The sequence below is a fragment of the Microscilla marina ATCC 23134 genome, assembly GCF_000169175.1.
GTDB lineage: Bacteria > Bacteroidota > Bacteroidia > Cytophagales > Microscillaceae > Microscilla > Microscilla marina.
The window spans coordinates 183,528-200,250 of sequence record NZ_AAWS01000014.1 but is presented as its reverse complement, the minus strand read 5'-3'; the positions used below and the strand labels follow the sequence as shown (position 1 = coordinate 200,250).

The 16,723-nt window shown below is 41.0% G+C and carries 10 protein-coding genes; 7 read left to right on the top strand and 3 right to left on the bottom strand.

All coding sequences use genetic code 11. The annotated features are described in order from the left end of the window. Positions 1-182 precede the first annotated feature (182 nt). Together M23134_RS15245 and M23134_RS15240 are read left to right on the top strand one after the other, a co-directional pair. Positions 183-5,084, top strand: a complete 4,902-nt coding sequence (locus M23134_RS15245) for a PKD domain-containing protein (protein ID WP_045113638.1) — start codon at positions 183-185, stop codon at positions 5,082-5,084. Positions 5,085-5,235: 151 nt separating this feature from the next. Continuing rightward, positions 5,236-8,100 (top strand): S8 family peptidase, encoded by a 2,865-nt coding sequence (locus M23134_RS15240; RefSeq protein WP_045113637.1) that lies wholly within the window; start codon positions 5,236-5,238, stop codon positions 8,098-8,100. Between the two features lie 169 nt (positions 8,101-8,269). Here the strand turns inward: M23134_RS15240 and M23134_RS15235 are convergent, their stop codons facing one another. Then, complete coding sequence (locus tag M23134_RS15235; RefSeq protein ID WP_002697632.1) at positions 8,270-8,791, bottom strand: acetyl-CoA carboxylase biotin carboxyl carrier protein subunit; 522 nt, start codon at positions 8,789-8,791, stop codon at positions 8,270-8,272. A gap of 256 nt (positions 8,792-9,047) precedes the next feature. Between M23134_RS15235 and M23134_RS15230 the strand changes: the two genes are divergently transcribed. After that, positions 9,048-11,519 carry a M1 family metallopeptidase gene (locus M23134_RS15230; protein WP_198145030.1) on the top strand — a complete coding sequence of 824 codons (2,472 nt, stop codon included), beginning with the start codon at positions 9,048-9,050 and terminating at the stop codon, positions 11,517-11,519. Positions 11,520-11,585: 66 nt separating this feature from the next. Then, positions 11,586-12,074: an FtsB family cell division protein gene (locus M23134_RS15225; RefSeq protein WP_002697630.1), complete on the top strand. Its 489-nt coding sequence runs from the start codon at positions 11,586-11,588 to the stop codon at positions 12,072-12,074. A 67-nt stretch (positions 12,075-12,141) separates the two neighbouring features. Here M23134_RS15225 and M23134_RS38235 read toward each other — a convergent pair whose 3' ends face one another. After that, on the bottom strand, positions 12,142-12,759 hold the full coding sequence (locus tag M23134_RS38235) for a DUF6935 domain-containing protein (RefSeq protein ID WP_157558497.1): 618 nt from the start codon (positions 12,757-12,759) through the stop codon (positions 12,142-12,144). 41 nt (positions 12,760-12,800) lie between these two features. Next, positions 12,801-13,442: a DUF7019 family protein gene (locus tag M23134_RS15215; RefSeq protein WP_002697627.1), complete on the bottom strand. Its 642-nt coding sequence runs from the start codon at positions 13,440-13,442 to the stop codon at positions 12,801-12,803. 267 nt (positions 13,443-13,709) lie between these two features. Here M23134_RS15215 and M23134_RS42505 point away from each other — a divergent pair, with 267 nt between their 5' ends. The 3 genes from M23134_RS42505 (at position 13,710) to rseP (ending at position 16,555) form a co-directional block, all read left to right on the top strand. Next, positions 13,710-13,835: a hypothetical protein gene (locus M23134_RS42505; protein WP_002697625.1), complete on the top strand. Its 126-nt coding sequence runs from the start codon at positions 13,710-13,712 to the stop codon at positions 13,833-13,835. A 77-nt stretch (positions 13,836-13,912) separates the two neighbouring features. After that, positions 13,913-15,067, top strand: a complete 1,155-nt coding sequence (locus tag M23134_RS15210) for a 1-deoxy-D-xylulose-5-phosphate reductoisomerase (RefSeq protein ID WP_002697623.1) — start codon at positions 13,913-13,915, stop codon at positions 15,065-15,067. A gap of 177 nt (positions 15,068-15,244) precedes the next feature. After that, positions 15,245-16,555 (top strand): RIP metalloprotease RseP, encoded by a 1,311-nt coding sequence (gene rseP / locus M23134_RS15205; RefSeq protein ID WP_002697622.1) that lies wholly within the window; start codon positions 15,245-15,247, stop codon positions 16,553-16,555. The last annotated feature ends 168 nt before the right edge of the window (positions 16,556-16,723 follow it).

Below are 16,723 nucleotides of genomic sequence, written 5' to 3'. Positions count from 1 at the left end.
TTATAGTCAAGTACTTAAACAGGCTCCTCTTTAGTATTATCTATTAACCAACCTAGTATTTTTGCCTACCATGTATGGCGGATAAAAATATATCCCAAAAAATATTTCATATTTTTGTATATTCAAGTCATCCCCAAAACACTGCTCAGTTCGTATATGCACATCACATTTAATATTTTTTTATGAAAAAGTACATACTCACATTCACACTTATAATCCTATCGTTTGTAGTGTTGTATAATGTCAAGCTTCAGTCGGACACCACTGAAGATACAACAGACAAGGCAAAAGCGACTCTTGCCCAAAAACAAGCTACAACGAAAAAACCTGGGGTAGAAAACTCAGCAAATGCCCCCCAAAAAACTTTGCAAAAACAGGCGATTGCCTCAACAACAAAGTTGGCAAAAGCCCCAAAAAAGTCGGGTTATTTGTCGCTTAACCACGCCAAATATGCAAAGGTAAAACACTTGACTTATGCAGAAATAAAAAAACTGCCCAAGCGTGACCGACCTGACCTAGCTGCCTTGCAAAACTTTGAAATGACCGAAGACCCTAAGCTAGGTTACCCACCTAACCATAGAAAAATAGCCGCCTACAACTATGCAAAAAAACTGTTGCGTAGAAAGGCCCGTCAAAAGGCCATTACTGGGGTAAAATGGCAAGAAAGAGGGCCAAACAACATTGCAGGGCGTACCCGTGCAGTGATGTTTGACCCTAATGATGCTACAGGCAAAAAAGCCTGGGCAGGAAGTGTAGCTGGGGGGCTGTGGGTAAACAATGACATTACGAGCCCTACTTCTTCCTGGACTGCCATCAACAATTTTATGGCAAACTTATCTATTGGAACCCTTGCCTATGACCCTCAAAACAAAAACACTTTCTATGTAGGTACAGGGCCTGGTTTTACAGGAAGGTTTAGAGGTGCCGGTATTTGGAAATCGACCGATGGAGGAAGCAATTGGACGCAACTGGCCAGCACAAATGTTGAAAATTTTCACAACGTACAAAAAATTGTAGTAACCTCTACCTCTACTATTATGGCAAGCACTGGTAAAGGTTTGATGAGGTCGACCGATGGAGGGAGTAACTGGACAAGTGTTTTAAGTGAATTTAGTGCAGATGTAGAACTTGCTTCAAACAATCACCTGTTTGCTGCTACCAAAAACGGGCAAATATATAAATCAACTGATGATGGAATCAATTGGACCAAAATTACCCCAAAAGATGGAGGAATAAGGGTAGAGCTTGCAGTATCTCCCTCGAACCCTAATATTGTGTATGCTGTAGCTGAAGGAGGCGCTGGCAGTAATGATGTAGCTTGGTTTGTTAAGTCGGTAAATGGTGGGGATAACTGGACGGATATTACTATTCCTAAATACCGTGACCCTCTTGGCAACGAGCAAAACGCTCACTTTACGCGTGGTCAAGCCTTTTTTGACCTTATTTTGGCAGTACACCCAACCAACCCCAATGTAGTGTTTGCAGGTGGTATAGATGTAAACCGATCGGTAGACGGTGGAGTTACCTGGGAACGAATTACTAATTGGGTGGGAGCACTGGCCGACTCTTACGCTCACGCTGATCAACATGCCATGATGTTTAGGCCTGGCTTTAACAATGAACTTTTGATTGGTACCGATGGAGGTGTATTTTTATCTCAGGATGTGACAGCATCAAGCCCTACTTTTTTTGAAAGAAACAGAAACTATAATGTCACCACTTTTTATAGTGTAACTATGAAAAATGAGAAAAACTCCAACTACTTTATAGCAGGGGCTCAAGATAATGGTTCTTTGAGAACAACCGACGCAGGTATAGGTGCGGGCTATGAAGTAACTGGGGGAGACGGGGCTTACTGTTTTATAGATCAAAACAATTCAGCTATACAGATCACCAGTTATGTATACAATAGCTATAGGTTGTCTCAGGATGGAGGAAAATCTTTCAAGAGTATTTCGGACGAAACGTCAAAGGGTAGGTTTATCAATCCAACCGAATACGACAGTAATGCTGATATTTTATACGCTGCGGGTGGTTTAAATGAGCTTACCCGAATTCAAAATATAAGCAGCACCCCAGGCAACCTGGAAACGCTTACCTTAAGTATGAACAATCGCCAAATCACTCACATCAAAGCCTCCCCTTATACTGCAAACCGTTTGTTTGTGGGAGTGCGCATATTTGATGGTGAAGGCAAGATATACAGAATTGACAATGCGCATACTGCCAACCCAAGTGTGACCGAAATCACGGGTACTTATGCTGGTAGTCACGGTGGGTGGATTTCAAGCATAGATGTTGGTGCCAGTGACAATCAGTTGTTGGCTACCTTTAGCAACTACGGCGTAAACTCTGTCTATGAAACTACCAATGGGGGGACTAACTGGTCTAACAAAAACGGAAACTTGCCCGATATGCCGGTAAGGTGGGGGTTATACAACCCAAACAACAGAGCAGAGGTACTTTTAGCAACTGAAGTAGGCGTATGGTCTGCCGACAACTTTACGGCAAGTAGCCCAGTATGGGAGCCTACCAACACTGGTTTGGCCAATGTACGTTGTGACATGATTACTTACCGTAGTGCAGATGGAACAGTGGCAGTGGCTACTTTTGGAAGAGGCGTTTTTACTACCAATATTTTTTCAACGGTTACCAGTGCAGATTTTTCTACCAAACAAACGGTAGCTTATGCTGGCATGCCAGTAGAGTTTGCCAATAACTCACTCAATGGTTCTACCTGGGCTTGGAACTTTGGCGATGCTCAAACCTCTACTTCACGCAACCCTACCCATACCTATGCAGCAGCCGGAACCTATACCGTAAGCCTGAGTATAGATGGCGGTGGTGGTGACAAGACCAAAACCAGGACAAATTATATTACGGTGCTGCCCGCCAGGAATACTCCTTACACCTTGGCAAATGGGGGCAACTTTGAAACCAACCAGACCGACTTTATTGGCAAGTCTTTGCTTCATGGGGTCAATAACTGGGAGCTAGGTACACCTACTGGTACACTTAACACTACCGCCTCTGGTAGCAATGCCTGGAAAACAGGGCTCACTGCCAATATAAAAAATGAAGCCTTTAGTTACGCATCGGCACTATATACGCCAAGTTTTAACTTTACAAGTACTGCTGGTGCTTATAAATTAAAATTCAAAAAAAGTATTAAAACAAAGTATTGCAATGCACCAATTGCAATGCAAGTACAATATAGTACCGATGGAGGCAAAACCTGGGACATACTGGGGTCAAGCAAACCTACGTTTGGAGCTGTAAACTGGTATAACCGAGGAACATTTACGGGTTGTAATATTAACAGAGACATATTTCCTTCATTGAGTCAGGATGGATGGACTGCGGCAACAGCTGATGGTACTATTAATGAACAAACGGAGTATGATGTGTCCTTCTTAAAAGGCAATACAGGGGTAGCATTCCGCTTTGTGGTAGGAGTAAGTGCAGGTAGTGATCCTGAAGATTATGAAGATGGGTTTATGATTGATGATTTTGAAATTGCATTTACTGATCCAATCGCAGAGTTTGAAGCCAACAATACTGTAAGTTATGTCAATGAAAGTGTTCAGTTCAATTACCGTTCAAGTGGAGCCACTTCGTTTAACTGGGATTTTGGCGATGGAGGAACTGCTACTACCGAAAACCCTGGTCATAAATATACCAACCCAGGGGTGTATAATGTTAAGTTAAGTATTAATGGGTCGGGTGGGGCAAAAACCACAACAAAAACAGGGTATGTAACTGTTTTACCCTCCAAGCCATCTAATTATGGTTTGGCTGATGGAGGAAACTTTGATGTAAACGCCCAGGATTTTGCTGCTAAAAATACTGCAGGAACTAAGTTTGAAAGAGGTAAATCTACTGTCGCAGGTAAAGATGGTACCGCCTCTGGCGAATCTGCCTGGGTAACAGGTTTGTCAGACAATTATATTGATGACTCTAGAGCACACTTGTATACGCCCCTGTTTGATTTCACTTATTTGGGTACCTATACACTTGAATTTAAAGCCAAACATAAATTTGAAGACAACTGGGACGGGTTTATTGTAGAGTATACTACCGATAAAGGACAAACCTGGTTTAAGCTAAACAACAAACAAGAAGAAGGTTGGTATAATCAAATTTCGCATCCTGAGTCTATATTTGGCATTCGAACTCCTTTGTTTAGTGGCAGTACCAGCGGGGAGTTTGTAACCTATGCTACCGATCTCTCCTTTTTGGGTGGCAATGCCGATGGAGTAGCATTTAGGTTCGTGTTTTTGAGCGATGCTGCTACTACAGATGCAGGTGTGGCATTAGATGATTTTGTAATGACAGGACCAGTGGCTGGTCCTCCAGTAGCAGGGTTCACAGCAACCAATATTACTGGGTGTGCAGGACAATTAGTTACTTTTACCAATACATCTACTGGTAGTATTACAAGTCTTACCTGGGATTTTGGCGCCAATGCATCGCCTAGAACTGCTGTGGGGGTAGGCCCTCATCAAGTAGTCTACCTTGCCCAAACCGCCACAAAGAATACAGTAAAGCTAACCGCTAATGGTTCTATTGTAGAGCAAAAGGTTGACCTTGTCAGTATTAATCCTAAACATTCTCCATCGCTGAGCACAACTGTGGTAGATCAAAATACAGTGATACTGAATGCGTCAGCAGGTGATGCTTATCAATGGTATAAAGATGATGTGGCAATTAATGGAGCCACTAGTCAAACCTATACTGCCACAGTCAGGGGCACCTACAGTGTAGCGGTCACCATTGGAGGCTGTACTGCACTTTCAAACAGGGTACCAACCAGTCTTCACAGCACCGATTTCTCAAAAAGTATCAAGGCTTACCCAGTGCCAAGTCTTGGTAAAATAACAGTCGAGCTGAACACTTCGGATATCGGGCAGGTGCAGGTAAATGTGACTGACCTAAGCGGAAAGGTAGTATTCCAAACAATTTTTGATAAAAAAAGCCTGACATTTAAAGAATCACTTGATTTATCGGGTTTGAGCAAAGGGGTGTATTTATTAGAAATAGTGACTCGTAAAAATAAAGGGCTCAGAAGAATTGCAATAGATTAAATCCCTCTTTTATTTGTAAAATTTGAGCTGGATTCTTTATAAAGAGATATGTCTACTTGGGCATATCTCTTTTATTTTATCTATTCACAGCAAAAATTTTATTTTTATCTCCCTTGAACTCTATATTTACAAAAACAAGTCACCCCCCCTTATGAACACAATATTTTTGCGCTGTTTTATAGTTTTCATTCTCACAATCGTAACACAGCTTACTGCTCAAGCTCAAACCAGTAAAAAGCTGCTCGAGGGTCAAGCCTATGAAGCACGCACTTTTGTTGTGAAACTCAAACCTACCGCTCATCAGGTAGTACGTACCCAGTCTATTTATTCTGGCGATTTTCAGCAAAACCTTGCCCAAATAAAAGGGCAAATACAGCCTATATTCTCTCCACCTGTTGCTTCTAAATCGGCGGTGGCTCCCTCCAATCAGGCAAGGTACATTCAAGCCAATGATGTCAGCCTGTTTTATCGCGTTCGCTACCAATCTACTCTTACAGTAATGGAAGCAATTCAACAGGTAAAAAGTTCTGGTCTTGTTGAATATGGTGAACCAAGCTACCTGCACACAATTGATAACACCCCCAATGACCCCTCTTACCACAAACAAGAAGCATACATCAAGAAAGTACAAGCTGATTTGGCGTGGGGCATTACCAAAGGCGCTGCTGATGTAGTAATTGCTATTATAGATACTGGTATAGATATAGATCACCCTGATTTGGCAGATAACATCTATATCAATAAAGGTGAAATTCCTGGCAATAAACTAGATGATGACCACGACGGGTTGGTAGATAATTACAAGGGCTGGGATTTAATAGGTAGTTCGCTGGCTTCGCCTAAGCCTGACAATAACCCTGACATTGGCAACAATGGACAAGAACACGGCACCCATGTAGCAGGCATTGCCGGAGCCATTATGAACAACCACTTTGGGATTGCAGGAATAGCTCCCCAGTGCAAACTAATGATTTTTAAGGTAAGTGATGACACCCCCTCCGATACCATTGCAAGAGGGTATGAAGCCATCAAGTACGCCGCAGATCAAGGGGCAGATATAATTAATGTTTCCTGGGGCAGAGCCACTAACTTGCATTCTAAGTTTGAACAAGAGATGATCGCTTATGCTACACAGAAAGGAGCCTTGGTGGTAACATCAGCAGGTAATAACAGTAGCAATAGTTCATTACAAGCTCCTTCTACTTATCAGTTTGTGCTAAGTGTGGCCAGTGTAGACACCCAAGATGTAAAATCTCCTATAAGTAATTATGGGTTAAATACAGACATAAGTGCTCCTGGCGAACAAATTATAAGCACTGCAGCCAATGGTCGCTTTGAAACCAAAAGAGGCACTTCTATGTCTTCGGCAGTGGTGGCAGGTGCAGCAGCATTGGTCAAATCAAAAAAGCCACACCTGACCGGACTGCAAATTGGCGAATTGTTGAGAGTAACCAGCGACAATATAGACCACTTGAACAAACCTGCATATCAACAACAACTGGGTGCGGGTAGGCTTAACATTCTAAGGGCACTTACTGCCAAACCTTCACCATCGATTAGAACCACCCAAGTTTTGCAGCTGGATGAGCAAGATCAGGTACTAAATATCCGCTCTGTATTTACCAATTTACTCACAGCTACCAATGATTTAGTGAAAATAAAAGTAACGGGAGATAGTAGGTTTTTTGAAGTAAATACAGATCAAATAACTACGCCTAACAAATTGGGGACGCTGGAAAGTTTCGATAACAACCACCAACCTTTGCAGCTAAAATTTAAACCTTACGTCCCACGCCATTGGATTACAACCTTGACTTTTAGCTATAGTTCGGGGAGTTATACTGCTACCGAACATGTAACAGTAAAGCTCCGCTCCAATGACTACCTTACAGTAGAAAAAAATCAGTTGAAGGTAACCTTAAGTGACTACGGACGAATAGGGACGGATGAAAACTGGAACCATCTACAGGGAGAGGGTTTGGTTTATAAGGGCAAACGCTTATTACTGTCTGCGGGCTTGATCATAGGGAAAAGTAGCCAGCAAGTGGTTGACGCAGTGTTAGCAAATAATTCTCCTGTAGGTTTTCACGATCATTTTATTCCAGCCCAAAAAATTAAACAAGTGACTTTACCTCGACTTGCCGACTTTGAATACGAAGGGGTAGTGACGGATGCTCAGGCGGGCAATCATCAACTGGGGTTGCAAATAAAGACAAGGTATTACCTTTGGAATAAACCTCCTTATGACAAGTTTATGGTAGTGGAGCATACCATTACCAATACAAGTAACACGCCTCACCAAAATTTATACGCTGGTTGGTTTGCCGATTGGGACCTGCCTACACTCCATAGCATTTACCCTCGCAATCAAGCACGCTGGGATGAAGTAAATAGAATGGGGTATGTTAGAAGTGCCGAAAGTGATGAACAAGAATTTGCTGGTATTATGCTGCTTACACCTGATAAACAAGCTACTTATTATGCCATGGTCAACCGTAGGTTTGCCCGACCAGAAGAAATACTCTCAGACGGATTTAGCAGTGCCGATAAGTTCAAAACGTTGTCATCGGGCACCTCTCATAATATAGCCCCCCTTACTGGAGCATCAGACGTGAGTCATGTAGTGGGTGCAGGACCTTTTAGCCTTGCTCCTAACCAAAGTACTACTGTTACGTTTGCCTTTGTTGTAGGCGATCATCTCGAAGACCTGATAGCACAAGCTAAAGAAGTACAACAACTATATAATGGTAAAAGTACATTGGCACCACCAACCCAACTCAAGAACAATTTAAAAATATTACCTAACCCGAACAATGGCGAATTTTTGGTCAAAACTGGCGGGGCACAAATCAAAAGTGTGGCAATATTTGATATAAAAGGCAGGTTAGTAAAGCAACAATTTTTGGTCAATGACTCTAAACTTAAGCTTTCATTGGGAGCCGCCACCCAAGGGGTTTATTTTATCCGAATGTATACTTCAGATGGGTATTTTACCAAAAAACTAATCATTAAGTGAGTGCAAAAAAAATACCCGTTGAGTTTATAGTCCCAACAGGTATTTGTCAATGAGTGTATATTTATAATAAATACCAAGGCAGCATTAAACACACCTAATGAGTAGGTGTAATCACCTTATGATGAGCAAGTTACTTACAGCTAATTACTTGCTGCTACTTAGTTGGTTTTTACTCAAACAAAATGAGTAATTGATTTTTTTCTACGTTTTGCCCTTGTTTTACTTTAACGGCTTTGACTTTGCCATCAGCCGGACACTTGAGAGCATTTTCCATTTTCATTGCCTCCAGAATCATCAAAATATCCCCTTTTTTCACCTCATCACCTTCGTTTACATTTACACTAAGAATTAGCCCTGGCATAGGCGCTTTTACATCATTTACCTTGTTTTGGTTCACATTGTCCATGCCAAGGCGCTTGAGCAACAAGTCCATCTTATCTTCAGAGTTTACCGTATATAAGTGCCCGTTGACCTGTAAAGTAAAAGTTTTGGCAAGGTAATCGGCCTTAAGTATTTCTACCTGAAAGGTTTTGTTATTGTGAATAATATGATAGCTGTTGTCTTGCAACTGTAACAAGTCCCACGAAAATTCTTCTCCATTGAGTTTCAAACCCTCTTGATCAGTGAGTACTTCATAGGTTTTGGTGGCTTCTTTTGATGCCTGGGCGGGGGTAACTGTTATCTTTAACATATTATCTATCAAATAATATTTTTTAATTCATTAATATTGGGCAATAGCTGCAAATATTGTATGCAACCTAAAAATCATAAATAAGCTTATCTTATTCAAGTTATAAATGTCGGAAAATATATTACTTTTAAAAACAAAAAAGCTGAAAACCAAAGCAATAAATCTGCAAGGCATTGTATGGCTCATGGCAGTATTAGGTGTTACCTGCAGTTTTGTTGGTTGCAAATCTTCTAAAAAAGTAGTTGCCAACCAGCAAATGAAACAAACAACAGATAGCAGCATTGTGTCATTGCCCAAGGTAAAAGATACAGTGAATGCGAAGCCTCTCTCCTATCGCCCCGCTACACCCCGCACCCACGACTTGCTACATACTAAACTTGAAGTACGATTTGACTGGCAAAAAAGGCATTTATTAGGAAAGGCAACGCTGATACTTCGTCCTTATTTTTACCCACAAGATAGTGTAGTTTTAGATGCTAAAGGCTTTGATCTGCATTCGGTAAAAATTATTACCAGCAATGGACAACAAGAATTTGAAGAAGACCTGAAGTACCAATACGATCAGCGTAAACTTACTGTAAGGCTGGGGGCTACTTATACCCGCCGACAAACCTATACACTTGAGATTGCCTATACAGCCAAACCTTATGATTTGCCTAAAGGAGGAAGCAAAGCAATTACGGCTGATATTGGCTTGTATTTTATAAACGCAGATGGCAACACCCCTTATTTGCCTCAACAAATATGGACACAGGGAGAAACTGAGGCTAATTCGTGTTGGTTTCCTACTATAGACAGCCCCAATGAACGGTGTACTCAGGAAATGTATATTACAGTAGCCAATAAATTCAAGACGTTGTCGAATGGCGAATTGGTGTATTCACGAGAAAATGCCAATGGCACCCGTACTGATTATTGGCGCATGGAACAACCTCATGCCCCTTATTTGTTTATGATGGCAGTGGGCGATTTTGCTGTGTATAAAGACCAGTGGCAGGACAAAAAAGTACACTACTATGTAGAAAAACCTTATTTGAAATATGCCAAAAGCATTTTTGGGCGAACCCCCGAAATGTTGAGTTTTTTTTCAAAAAAGCTCCACTATCCGTTTCCCTGGAACAAATACGCCCAAGTGGTAGTGAGAAAATTTGTATCAGGCGCAATGGAGAACACCACTGCGTCGGTATTTAATGAAGGACTACAGATTGACGACCGGGCTTTGTTGGATGCACATTGGGATGGAATCATTGCCCATGAACTGTTTCACCAATGGTTTGGCAACTTGGTTACCTGCGAATCGTGGAGCAATCTACCTTTGAACGAAGCCTTTGCCAACTACGGCGAATACCTTTGGGCAGCTCACAAGTATGGCAATGATGAAGCAGCATATTTGGCACAACAAGAATTAAGGGGTTATTTGGCAGAAGCCGAAACCAAACAAGTACCCTTGATCAGGTACCGCTATAAACACCGCGAAGATATGTTTGATGCCCACTCTTATAACAAGGGAGGAAGGGTATTGCATATGTTACGCAAGTACGTGGGTGAGCAAGCCTTTTGGCGGGCATTGAATGTATACCTGACTCAAAACAAATACAAAGCAGTGGAGGTTCATCATTTACGCCTGGCTTTTGAGCAGGTAACAGGCCAAGACTTACAGTGGTTTTTTAATCAATGGTTTTTTCGTGCCGGACACCCCAAAGTAAGGGTTCAACATCAGTTTGACAGTGGCATACTCACCCTGCATACCAAGCAAATAAATGATTCTTTGGCGGTGTTTCGCTTGCCTCTCAAAATAGCCATCTGGCGCAATGGTAAAAGGCAATTGCACACAATTGATATTACTCAAGCAACACAAACTTTCAAGTTTAAGCTTGCCCAAGCCCCCGACTTGGTAGTGTTTGATGCAGAACAACAACTATTGGGGCTAATAGCCCACTCCAAAACCGATGCCGCAATGGCTTATCAATACACCCACGAACCCACCTATAAAGCCCGGATGGAAGTGATAGACAAAATTTATAACAAGGAGCAACTGAGTCCGGTTTTGGAAAAAACACTACTTACAGCGCTTAAGGACAAGTTTTGGGCTATTCGTCAACGCGCCATAGAAAAACTGGCCAATGATGTGCACCCTCAAAAAACCTTGGTAAAAAACCTGCTTGAAAAACTAGCCATGAACGATCCTAAGACATTGGTAAGGGCGTCAGCTATTCGTGCTTTGGCAACTTTAGACAAAAATCAGTATCAATCACTCTTTGCCAAAGGGCTCATGGCAAAGTCTTATGCAGTGGTAGGGGCTTCGCTAGAAGCGTATATTCAGACAAATGCTCCTGACATCTCAGAAAAAATTGTTAAATTTGAGCATTATAAGGCGTTGGAGGTAGCAAGTGTAGTAGCAAACTATTATGCCAATACCCAACCTCCCAAAGCGTATCAATGGTTTGAACAAAAGCTGTGGCAAACCTCATTGTTTACCCAACACCAGCTTTTACAATCATTTGGTTTGTACTTAATGAATAGTACCACAACCAACAAAAAAAAGGGTATTGATCTACTTACCCGATTCATTCGGGGGCAGGCGTCCGATTCGGTCAAGTTTTTAGCTTATCAATCGCTAAGCTACCTCACCGATATGCCAGAGGTAGAAGATTTACTCAGAAAATTAAAAAAAGAAGAAGTCAACCCTGAATTGAAGAAGATGTACGAGCTGGTTTTTCAGGAATAATCACGTTTTTCGTTTAAAAAACACTGACACAAAGAATTACATTCAAGAATTAAAACGCACAGTAAAATGCACGAAGACGAAGAAGAAGAATTGATCAATGCCCCCAAAACCAACGCAGGCAAACGGTTGGGTAATATGTTGAAAAATCGGGGAGAGGTGCAAAAAAAGAAATTCAAAATCCCTAAATTCTTTCGCAGCTTTTACTTTATCACAGGAAGCATTTTTTTGATATGGATGTTGTTTTTCGATATCAACGATTTGTATACCCAGTACCAACGTCGTGAAAAACTAAAGCAATTACAGAAAGACAAGGTTTTTTATGCCAATGGCATCAAGAAGATAAAAGACGAACGTGCCAGGCTCTCTACCGACCCCAAAAAACTAGAGAAGTTTGCCCGTGAAAAATATTATATGAAAAAGAAGGGCGAGGATGTATATGTGGTGGTAGAAGAAAAGGACAAAGAAGAAACAGTAGAAGCTAAAGTGCTCAATCCCAAAACCAATGCAACACCTCCACCCGCACCAATCAAACAAGATACTACCCAAAAAAAATAATGAGAAAAGCCTCAAAACTTCACACGTAGGTAAATTTTGAGGCTTTTGCACTTAAATCTATCAGTCACTAAAGATCATCTTTTTTCTTGGTAGCCTTGGGCACATCTAAGAAAAAAGACGAGAACTCATGGGCTTTCCAAATACCTTTATCATTGCGTTTCATTGTAACCGGGCGAGGTCGAAAACCTGCTACATCGACAAATACTTTGACCCTTCCGCTAGACTCTTTACCACTGTATTTGTTTCGAGAGGTTACTACTTTATAGGGTTTGCTGGGGGTATATCCATTTTTTAGAGTAGCCCCCTTAAGGTAAGCCTTGGGAGCATACGCCCAAAAATTACCTCTGCTACCTCCTCTTTTCAAACGATTTAAGTGATACATTACACTACGCCCAGGTTTGTAGCCTTTATACACGTTGCCACTTACTACCTGAGACTGATCTATAGCAATAGTGAGGCATTGCATACCTAATTTTTCGTTTTTACCCATATTGAGCAATGCCGCAAGAAACATAGCAGCTCCTCCCTCAGGGCTCCTCGACATTTTGTTACGCATCTTGATAAACTCTTCGGGTGATGCGGGTAGTTTATTCAAGGTCACAATTTTTTGGGCAAAACTGGTTTGGCTGCCCAGCATTAGAACTACAAGCCATAAAACGACGTGTCGGGTAGTTTGTATTTTCATAATCTTAGTTTTTAGGTAATTGATACATCTATTCAAACGCCTTAAATGGCCACTTGTTCTATATAAAGGGGGCTTCCTACTATAATTGACTCTATTTCAGGTCTTTTTAATTTTTTAAACGCCGATTCATCCGTTTTTAGCTTAGAAGTAAAAGTAGCAATGCCTTTTACTACCGGAAACACATGGTCACTGGCTTGCCTGAGCAATTCTACTACTATTTGGTTTACTGTACCATTGGCTATGCCTCCAGGTTCGTTCCAAGCAATCTTCAATGATTTTACCAAAGTATTACTGGAACTTTGCAGTTTAAGGGATTCTACCTTCCCTCCTACCAAGTGAGCGGTGGCTCCTGTCAATAACAACACCTGATGTTGCCTCGCAACTGCCACCAATACAGTGTCATCTTCTATCAACTTGACGCCTGCTCCTTGAAAGCCAAAAAATAAGGGAGCCTCTTGTCCAATTTCTTCAAAAGCTTTTAAGTCCCCTTTTTTTTCTATTTTCCTGATCACTTTTGGCAAGTTTTTGAGCGTTTGGGCACTGGCATCGGTGTTGTTCCCCTCAAGGTCAAACCAGGGTGTCTTCAAATTCAGCTTAAGCGGAAAACTATCCCACCAGTTTTTTGCCAGGTTTTGGTGCAACATATCCACCTCCTGACTAGAGATATACCAATAAAAATTCATATTTTTTTTTTAAAAAAAATTAATGGGTTGTTTTAGTGATTGTTTCCACAGATAAAACAATCCATTCCCCAGCGTTTATTTTCTGGCTATACCAGATTTGTTTAAAACTATATTGTCCATTACTTCCTCCTCAATATAAAAATTTCGTCCTTACTTTATGTTCTTTTTCGTGAGTTACTCAAAGCTTTCGTCAACTTTGCCACTTTTTTGCAAACTCTTTCCAATTTGAATTGTTATTTTTGCAGAAATAACTCAAATACTTGATACATGTTCCTTAAAATCATTCTTATCGTGGCCGGAAGTATTTTCTTTCCGGCAGTTGGTTATTATTTAGACTACCGGGATCGCAAAAAACGCAAGGGTAAGAAAAAGCACAAAAGTATCAGCTCATAACCCCATCCTTTTAATAATCATTGTATTGTCATTGCTATTCTCAAACTCCTGAGTGATAAACTCATCTCCTTTTCATTATGAAAAAGCACATAGCTATTTTGGGCTCTACCGGCTCTATAGGCACACAAACCTTAGAGGTGATAGCCGCCCACCCTGATCAATTTACAGCGTCGGTATTAACCGCCCACAACAACGTAGACTTACTCATAGAGCAATGCCTGAAATACGCTCCAGTAGCTGCGGTTATTACTAACCAAACCCATTACAGTAAGCTAAAGGAAGCCCTGGCTCATACTCAAACCAAGGCAATGGCAGGAGAAGATGCCTTAAGTGAGGTAGTAACTGCGCCCGAAATCAATATTGTACTTACTGCATTGGTGGGCTATTCGGGGCTTAGACCCACATTGAGCGCTATTAGGGCAAAAAAACACATTGCACTGGCTAATAAAGAAACTTTAGTAGTAGCAGGTGAGTTGGTAACGGCATTGGCCAAACAACACGAGGTAAACATTTACCCGGTAGACTCTGAACATTCGGCCATCTTTCAATGTTTGACAGGAGAAGAACAAAACCCTATCGAGAAAATCATTTTAACTGCCTCTGGTGGTCCCTTTCGGGGAAAAAAAACCAATGACTTAGTCAATGTTACCAAAGCACAGGCACTTAAACACCCCAACTGGACAATGGGTGCCAAAATAACCATTGATTCGGCAAGTCTTATGAACAAAGGGCTAGAAGTAATAGAAGCCAAGTGGTTGTTTGGACTAGAAGCCAGTCAGGTAGAAGTCATTGTTCACCCACAATCTATCATTCACTCACTCGTTCAGTTCGAAGATGGCTCTATGAAGGCACAAATGGGTTTGCCTGATATGAAACTACCCATACAATTTGCCTTAAGTTATCCTCAAAGGTTGAAATCTGACTTCGAAAGGTTTAACTTTGCCAATTATCCTAACTTAACCTTTGAACAACCTGATGTGAAAACCTTTCGTAACTTAGGATTGGCATTTGACGCAATGCATCAGGCAGGTAATATGCCTTGTATACTCAATGCTGCCAACGAGATAGCGGTAGACAGGTTTTTGAAAGATCGGGTCAAGTTTTTAGAAATGTCGGATGTAATTGCCAATTGTATGGCAAAAGTACCTTATGTTGCTACGCCTACTTATGACGACTTTGTATATACAGACGCTGAAACCAGAAAAATGGCCGAAGCTATATGCGATCGTTAAGTAACACCCGTTGGATATAATGGTTTACTAAAACTTTATTAATCGCTGCATGAAAAACTTATTGTTGAGTATCTTGTAGCCCAAAACATAAACTGTTGAAAAACAATGGCTGATTGCCTGCACAAAACATATAACCAGTAAGCACAATCAGTTACATTCACAAGAAAAACAAAAAATATGGATACATTCATAATGATTGCCCAGCTTCTGGTAGGGCTGTCTATTTTAGTGGGTTTGCACGAAATGGGGCACTTGTTGGCTGCCAAAATGTTTGGAATCAGAGTAGAAAAGTTTTCTATTGGGTTTGGTCCCCGAATTGTTGGTTTTACGTACAAAGGCACCGAATATATTATTGCTCCTATATTTTTGGGAGGCTACGTAAAAATTACTGGAATCATTGATGAATCAATGGATACCGACCACCTTAAAAAAGAACCAGAACCCTGGGAGTACCGCGCCAAACCCGCCTGGCAACGCCTTATTGTTATGATGGGGGGCATCATTGTTAATGTTATTACCGGAATTATTGTATTTATTTGCCTTACCTTTTATTATGGAGATACTTACACTCCGGCAAAAGCCACCGAAAAATATGGAGTAACCGTAGGAAGCATTGGTAAAGAAATAGGGCTGAAAGATGGAGATAAAATACTTAAAGTCAACGGAGAATCGGTAGAAAAATTCAGTGAGTTTCGCAGCAAAATTATCACTGAACGCGACTGTTTTTATACTATCGAACGCGATGGCAAAGAAATGACAGTGAAGGTACCCAACAGCATGCTCAACAAACTGGTCAGCATGAAAGGAGTAAATCCGCTGTTTTCACCTCGTTTTCCTTATGAAGTAAACAAAGTAAAAAAGAAAACTCCTGCCGCGAAAGCTGGATTAAAAAAAGGAGACAAAATATTGACCATAAATGACCAAACTACCCTACTGTTTGATCAGTTGAGTCCAGTACTCAAAGAAAATAAGGGCAAAGAGGTACGCATTCAGGTTGAACGCAACGGAGAACAAAAAACGCTTACGGCTAAATTAGACAGTACAGGCACTCTAGGGTTTTACCCTGAAAGTTTATTGGAAGAAAAACAAGTGCAATATTCACTGGGAGCTTCCATAAGTTTGGGTACTTTCAAAGCTTTTGATGTAATCTATCAGCAAATCAAGGTTTTTGGACGTATTTTTAAAAATGATGCTTCAGCAAGTAAATCATTAAGCGGACCCATTGGCATTGCTAAGTTTTTTGGTACTGAGTGGATTGCTCAACGATTTTGGACATTGGTAGGGCTATTGTCTATGGTATTGGCTTTTATGAACTTCTTGCCTATTCCAGCCCTGGACGGTGGGCACGTAATGTTTCTTACTTACGAGATCATCTCTGGTCGTTCTCCTTCCGAACGTTTCCTGATTATAGCACAAAACATTGGGATGGTACTATTGCTAGGTTTGATGGCATTTGCTATTATCAATGATGTTATAAAATTGTTTTAACAACGTTTAGTGATCTTTCATAAATAATTTGAGCCATTAAAGTGTATCTATTGCCCTCATTCTTCTCAAAAAAAAAGCCTCATAGCTTTGGCTATGCACCGTTTTTTTTGAATCGTCTGAGAACAATATATTTTCTTAAATTGGCACATCTTATTTTTTCCAGATCAC

What these genes read in the sequence shown, in the direction of transcription:
- M23134_RS15245 (WP_045113638.1), top strand. Translation starts at nt 183, where the DNA reads ATGAAAAAGTACATACTCACATTCACACTTATAATCCTATCGTTTGTA.
- M23134_RS15225 (WP_002697630.1), top strand. Translation starts at nt 11,586, where the DNA reads ATGCACGAAGACGAAGAAGAAGAATTGATCAATGCCCCCAAAACCAAC.
- M23134_RS15230 (WP_198145030.1), top strand. Translation starts at nt 9,048, where the DNA reads ATGAAACAAACAACAGATAGCAGCATTGTGTCATTGCCCAAGGTAAAA.
- M23134_RS15210 (WP_002697623.1), top strand. Translation starts at nt 13,913, where the DNA reads ATGAAAAAGCACATAGCTATTTTGGGCTCTACCGGCTCTATAGGCACA.
- rseP (WP_002697622.1), top strand. Translation starts at nt 15,245, where the DNA reads ATGGATACATTCATAATGATTGCCCAGCTTCTGGTAGGGCTGTCTATT.
- M23134_RS15235 (WP_002697632.1), bottom strand. Translation starts at nt 8,791, where the DNA reads ATGTTAAAGATAACAGTTACCCCCGCCCAGGCATCAAAAGAAGCCACC.
- M23134_RS15215 (WP_002697627.1), bottom strand. Translation starts at nt 13,442, where the DNA reads ATGAATTTTTATTGGTATATCTCTAGTCAGGAGGTGGATATGTTGCAC.
- M23134_RS42505 (WP_002697625.1), top strand. Translation starts at nt 13,710, where the DNA reads ATGTTCCTTAAAATCATTCTTATCGTGGCCGGAAGTATTTTCTTTCCG.
- M23134_RS15240 (WP_045113637.1), top strand. Translation starts at nt 5,236, where the DNA reads ATGAACACAATATTTTTGCGCTGTTTTATAGTTTTCATTCTCACAATC.
- M23134_RS38235 (WP_157558497.1), bottom strand. Translation starts at nt 12,759, where the DNA reads ATGAAAATACAAACTACCCGACACGTCGTTTTATGGCTTGTAGTTCTA.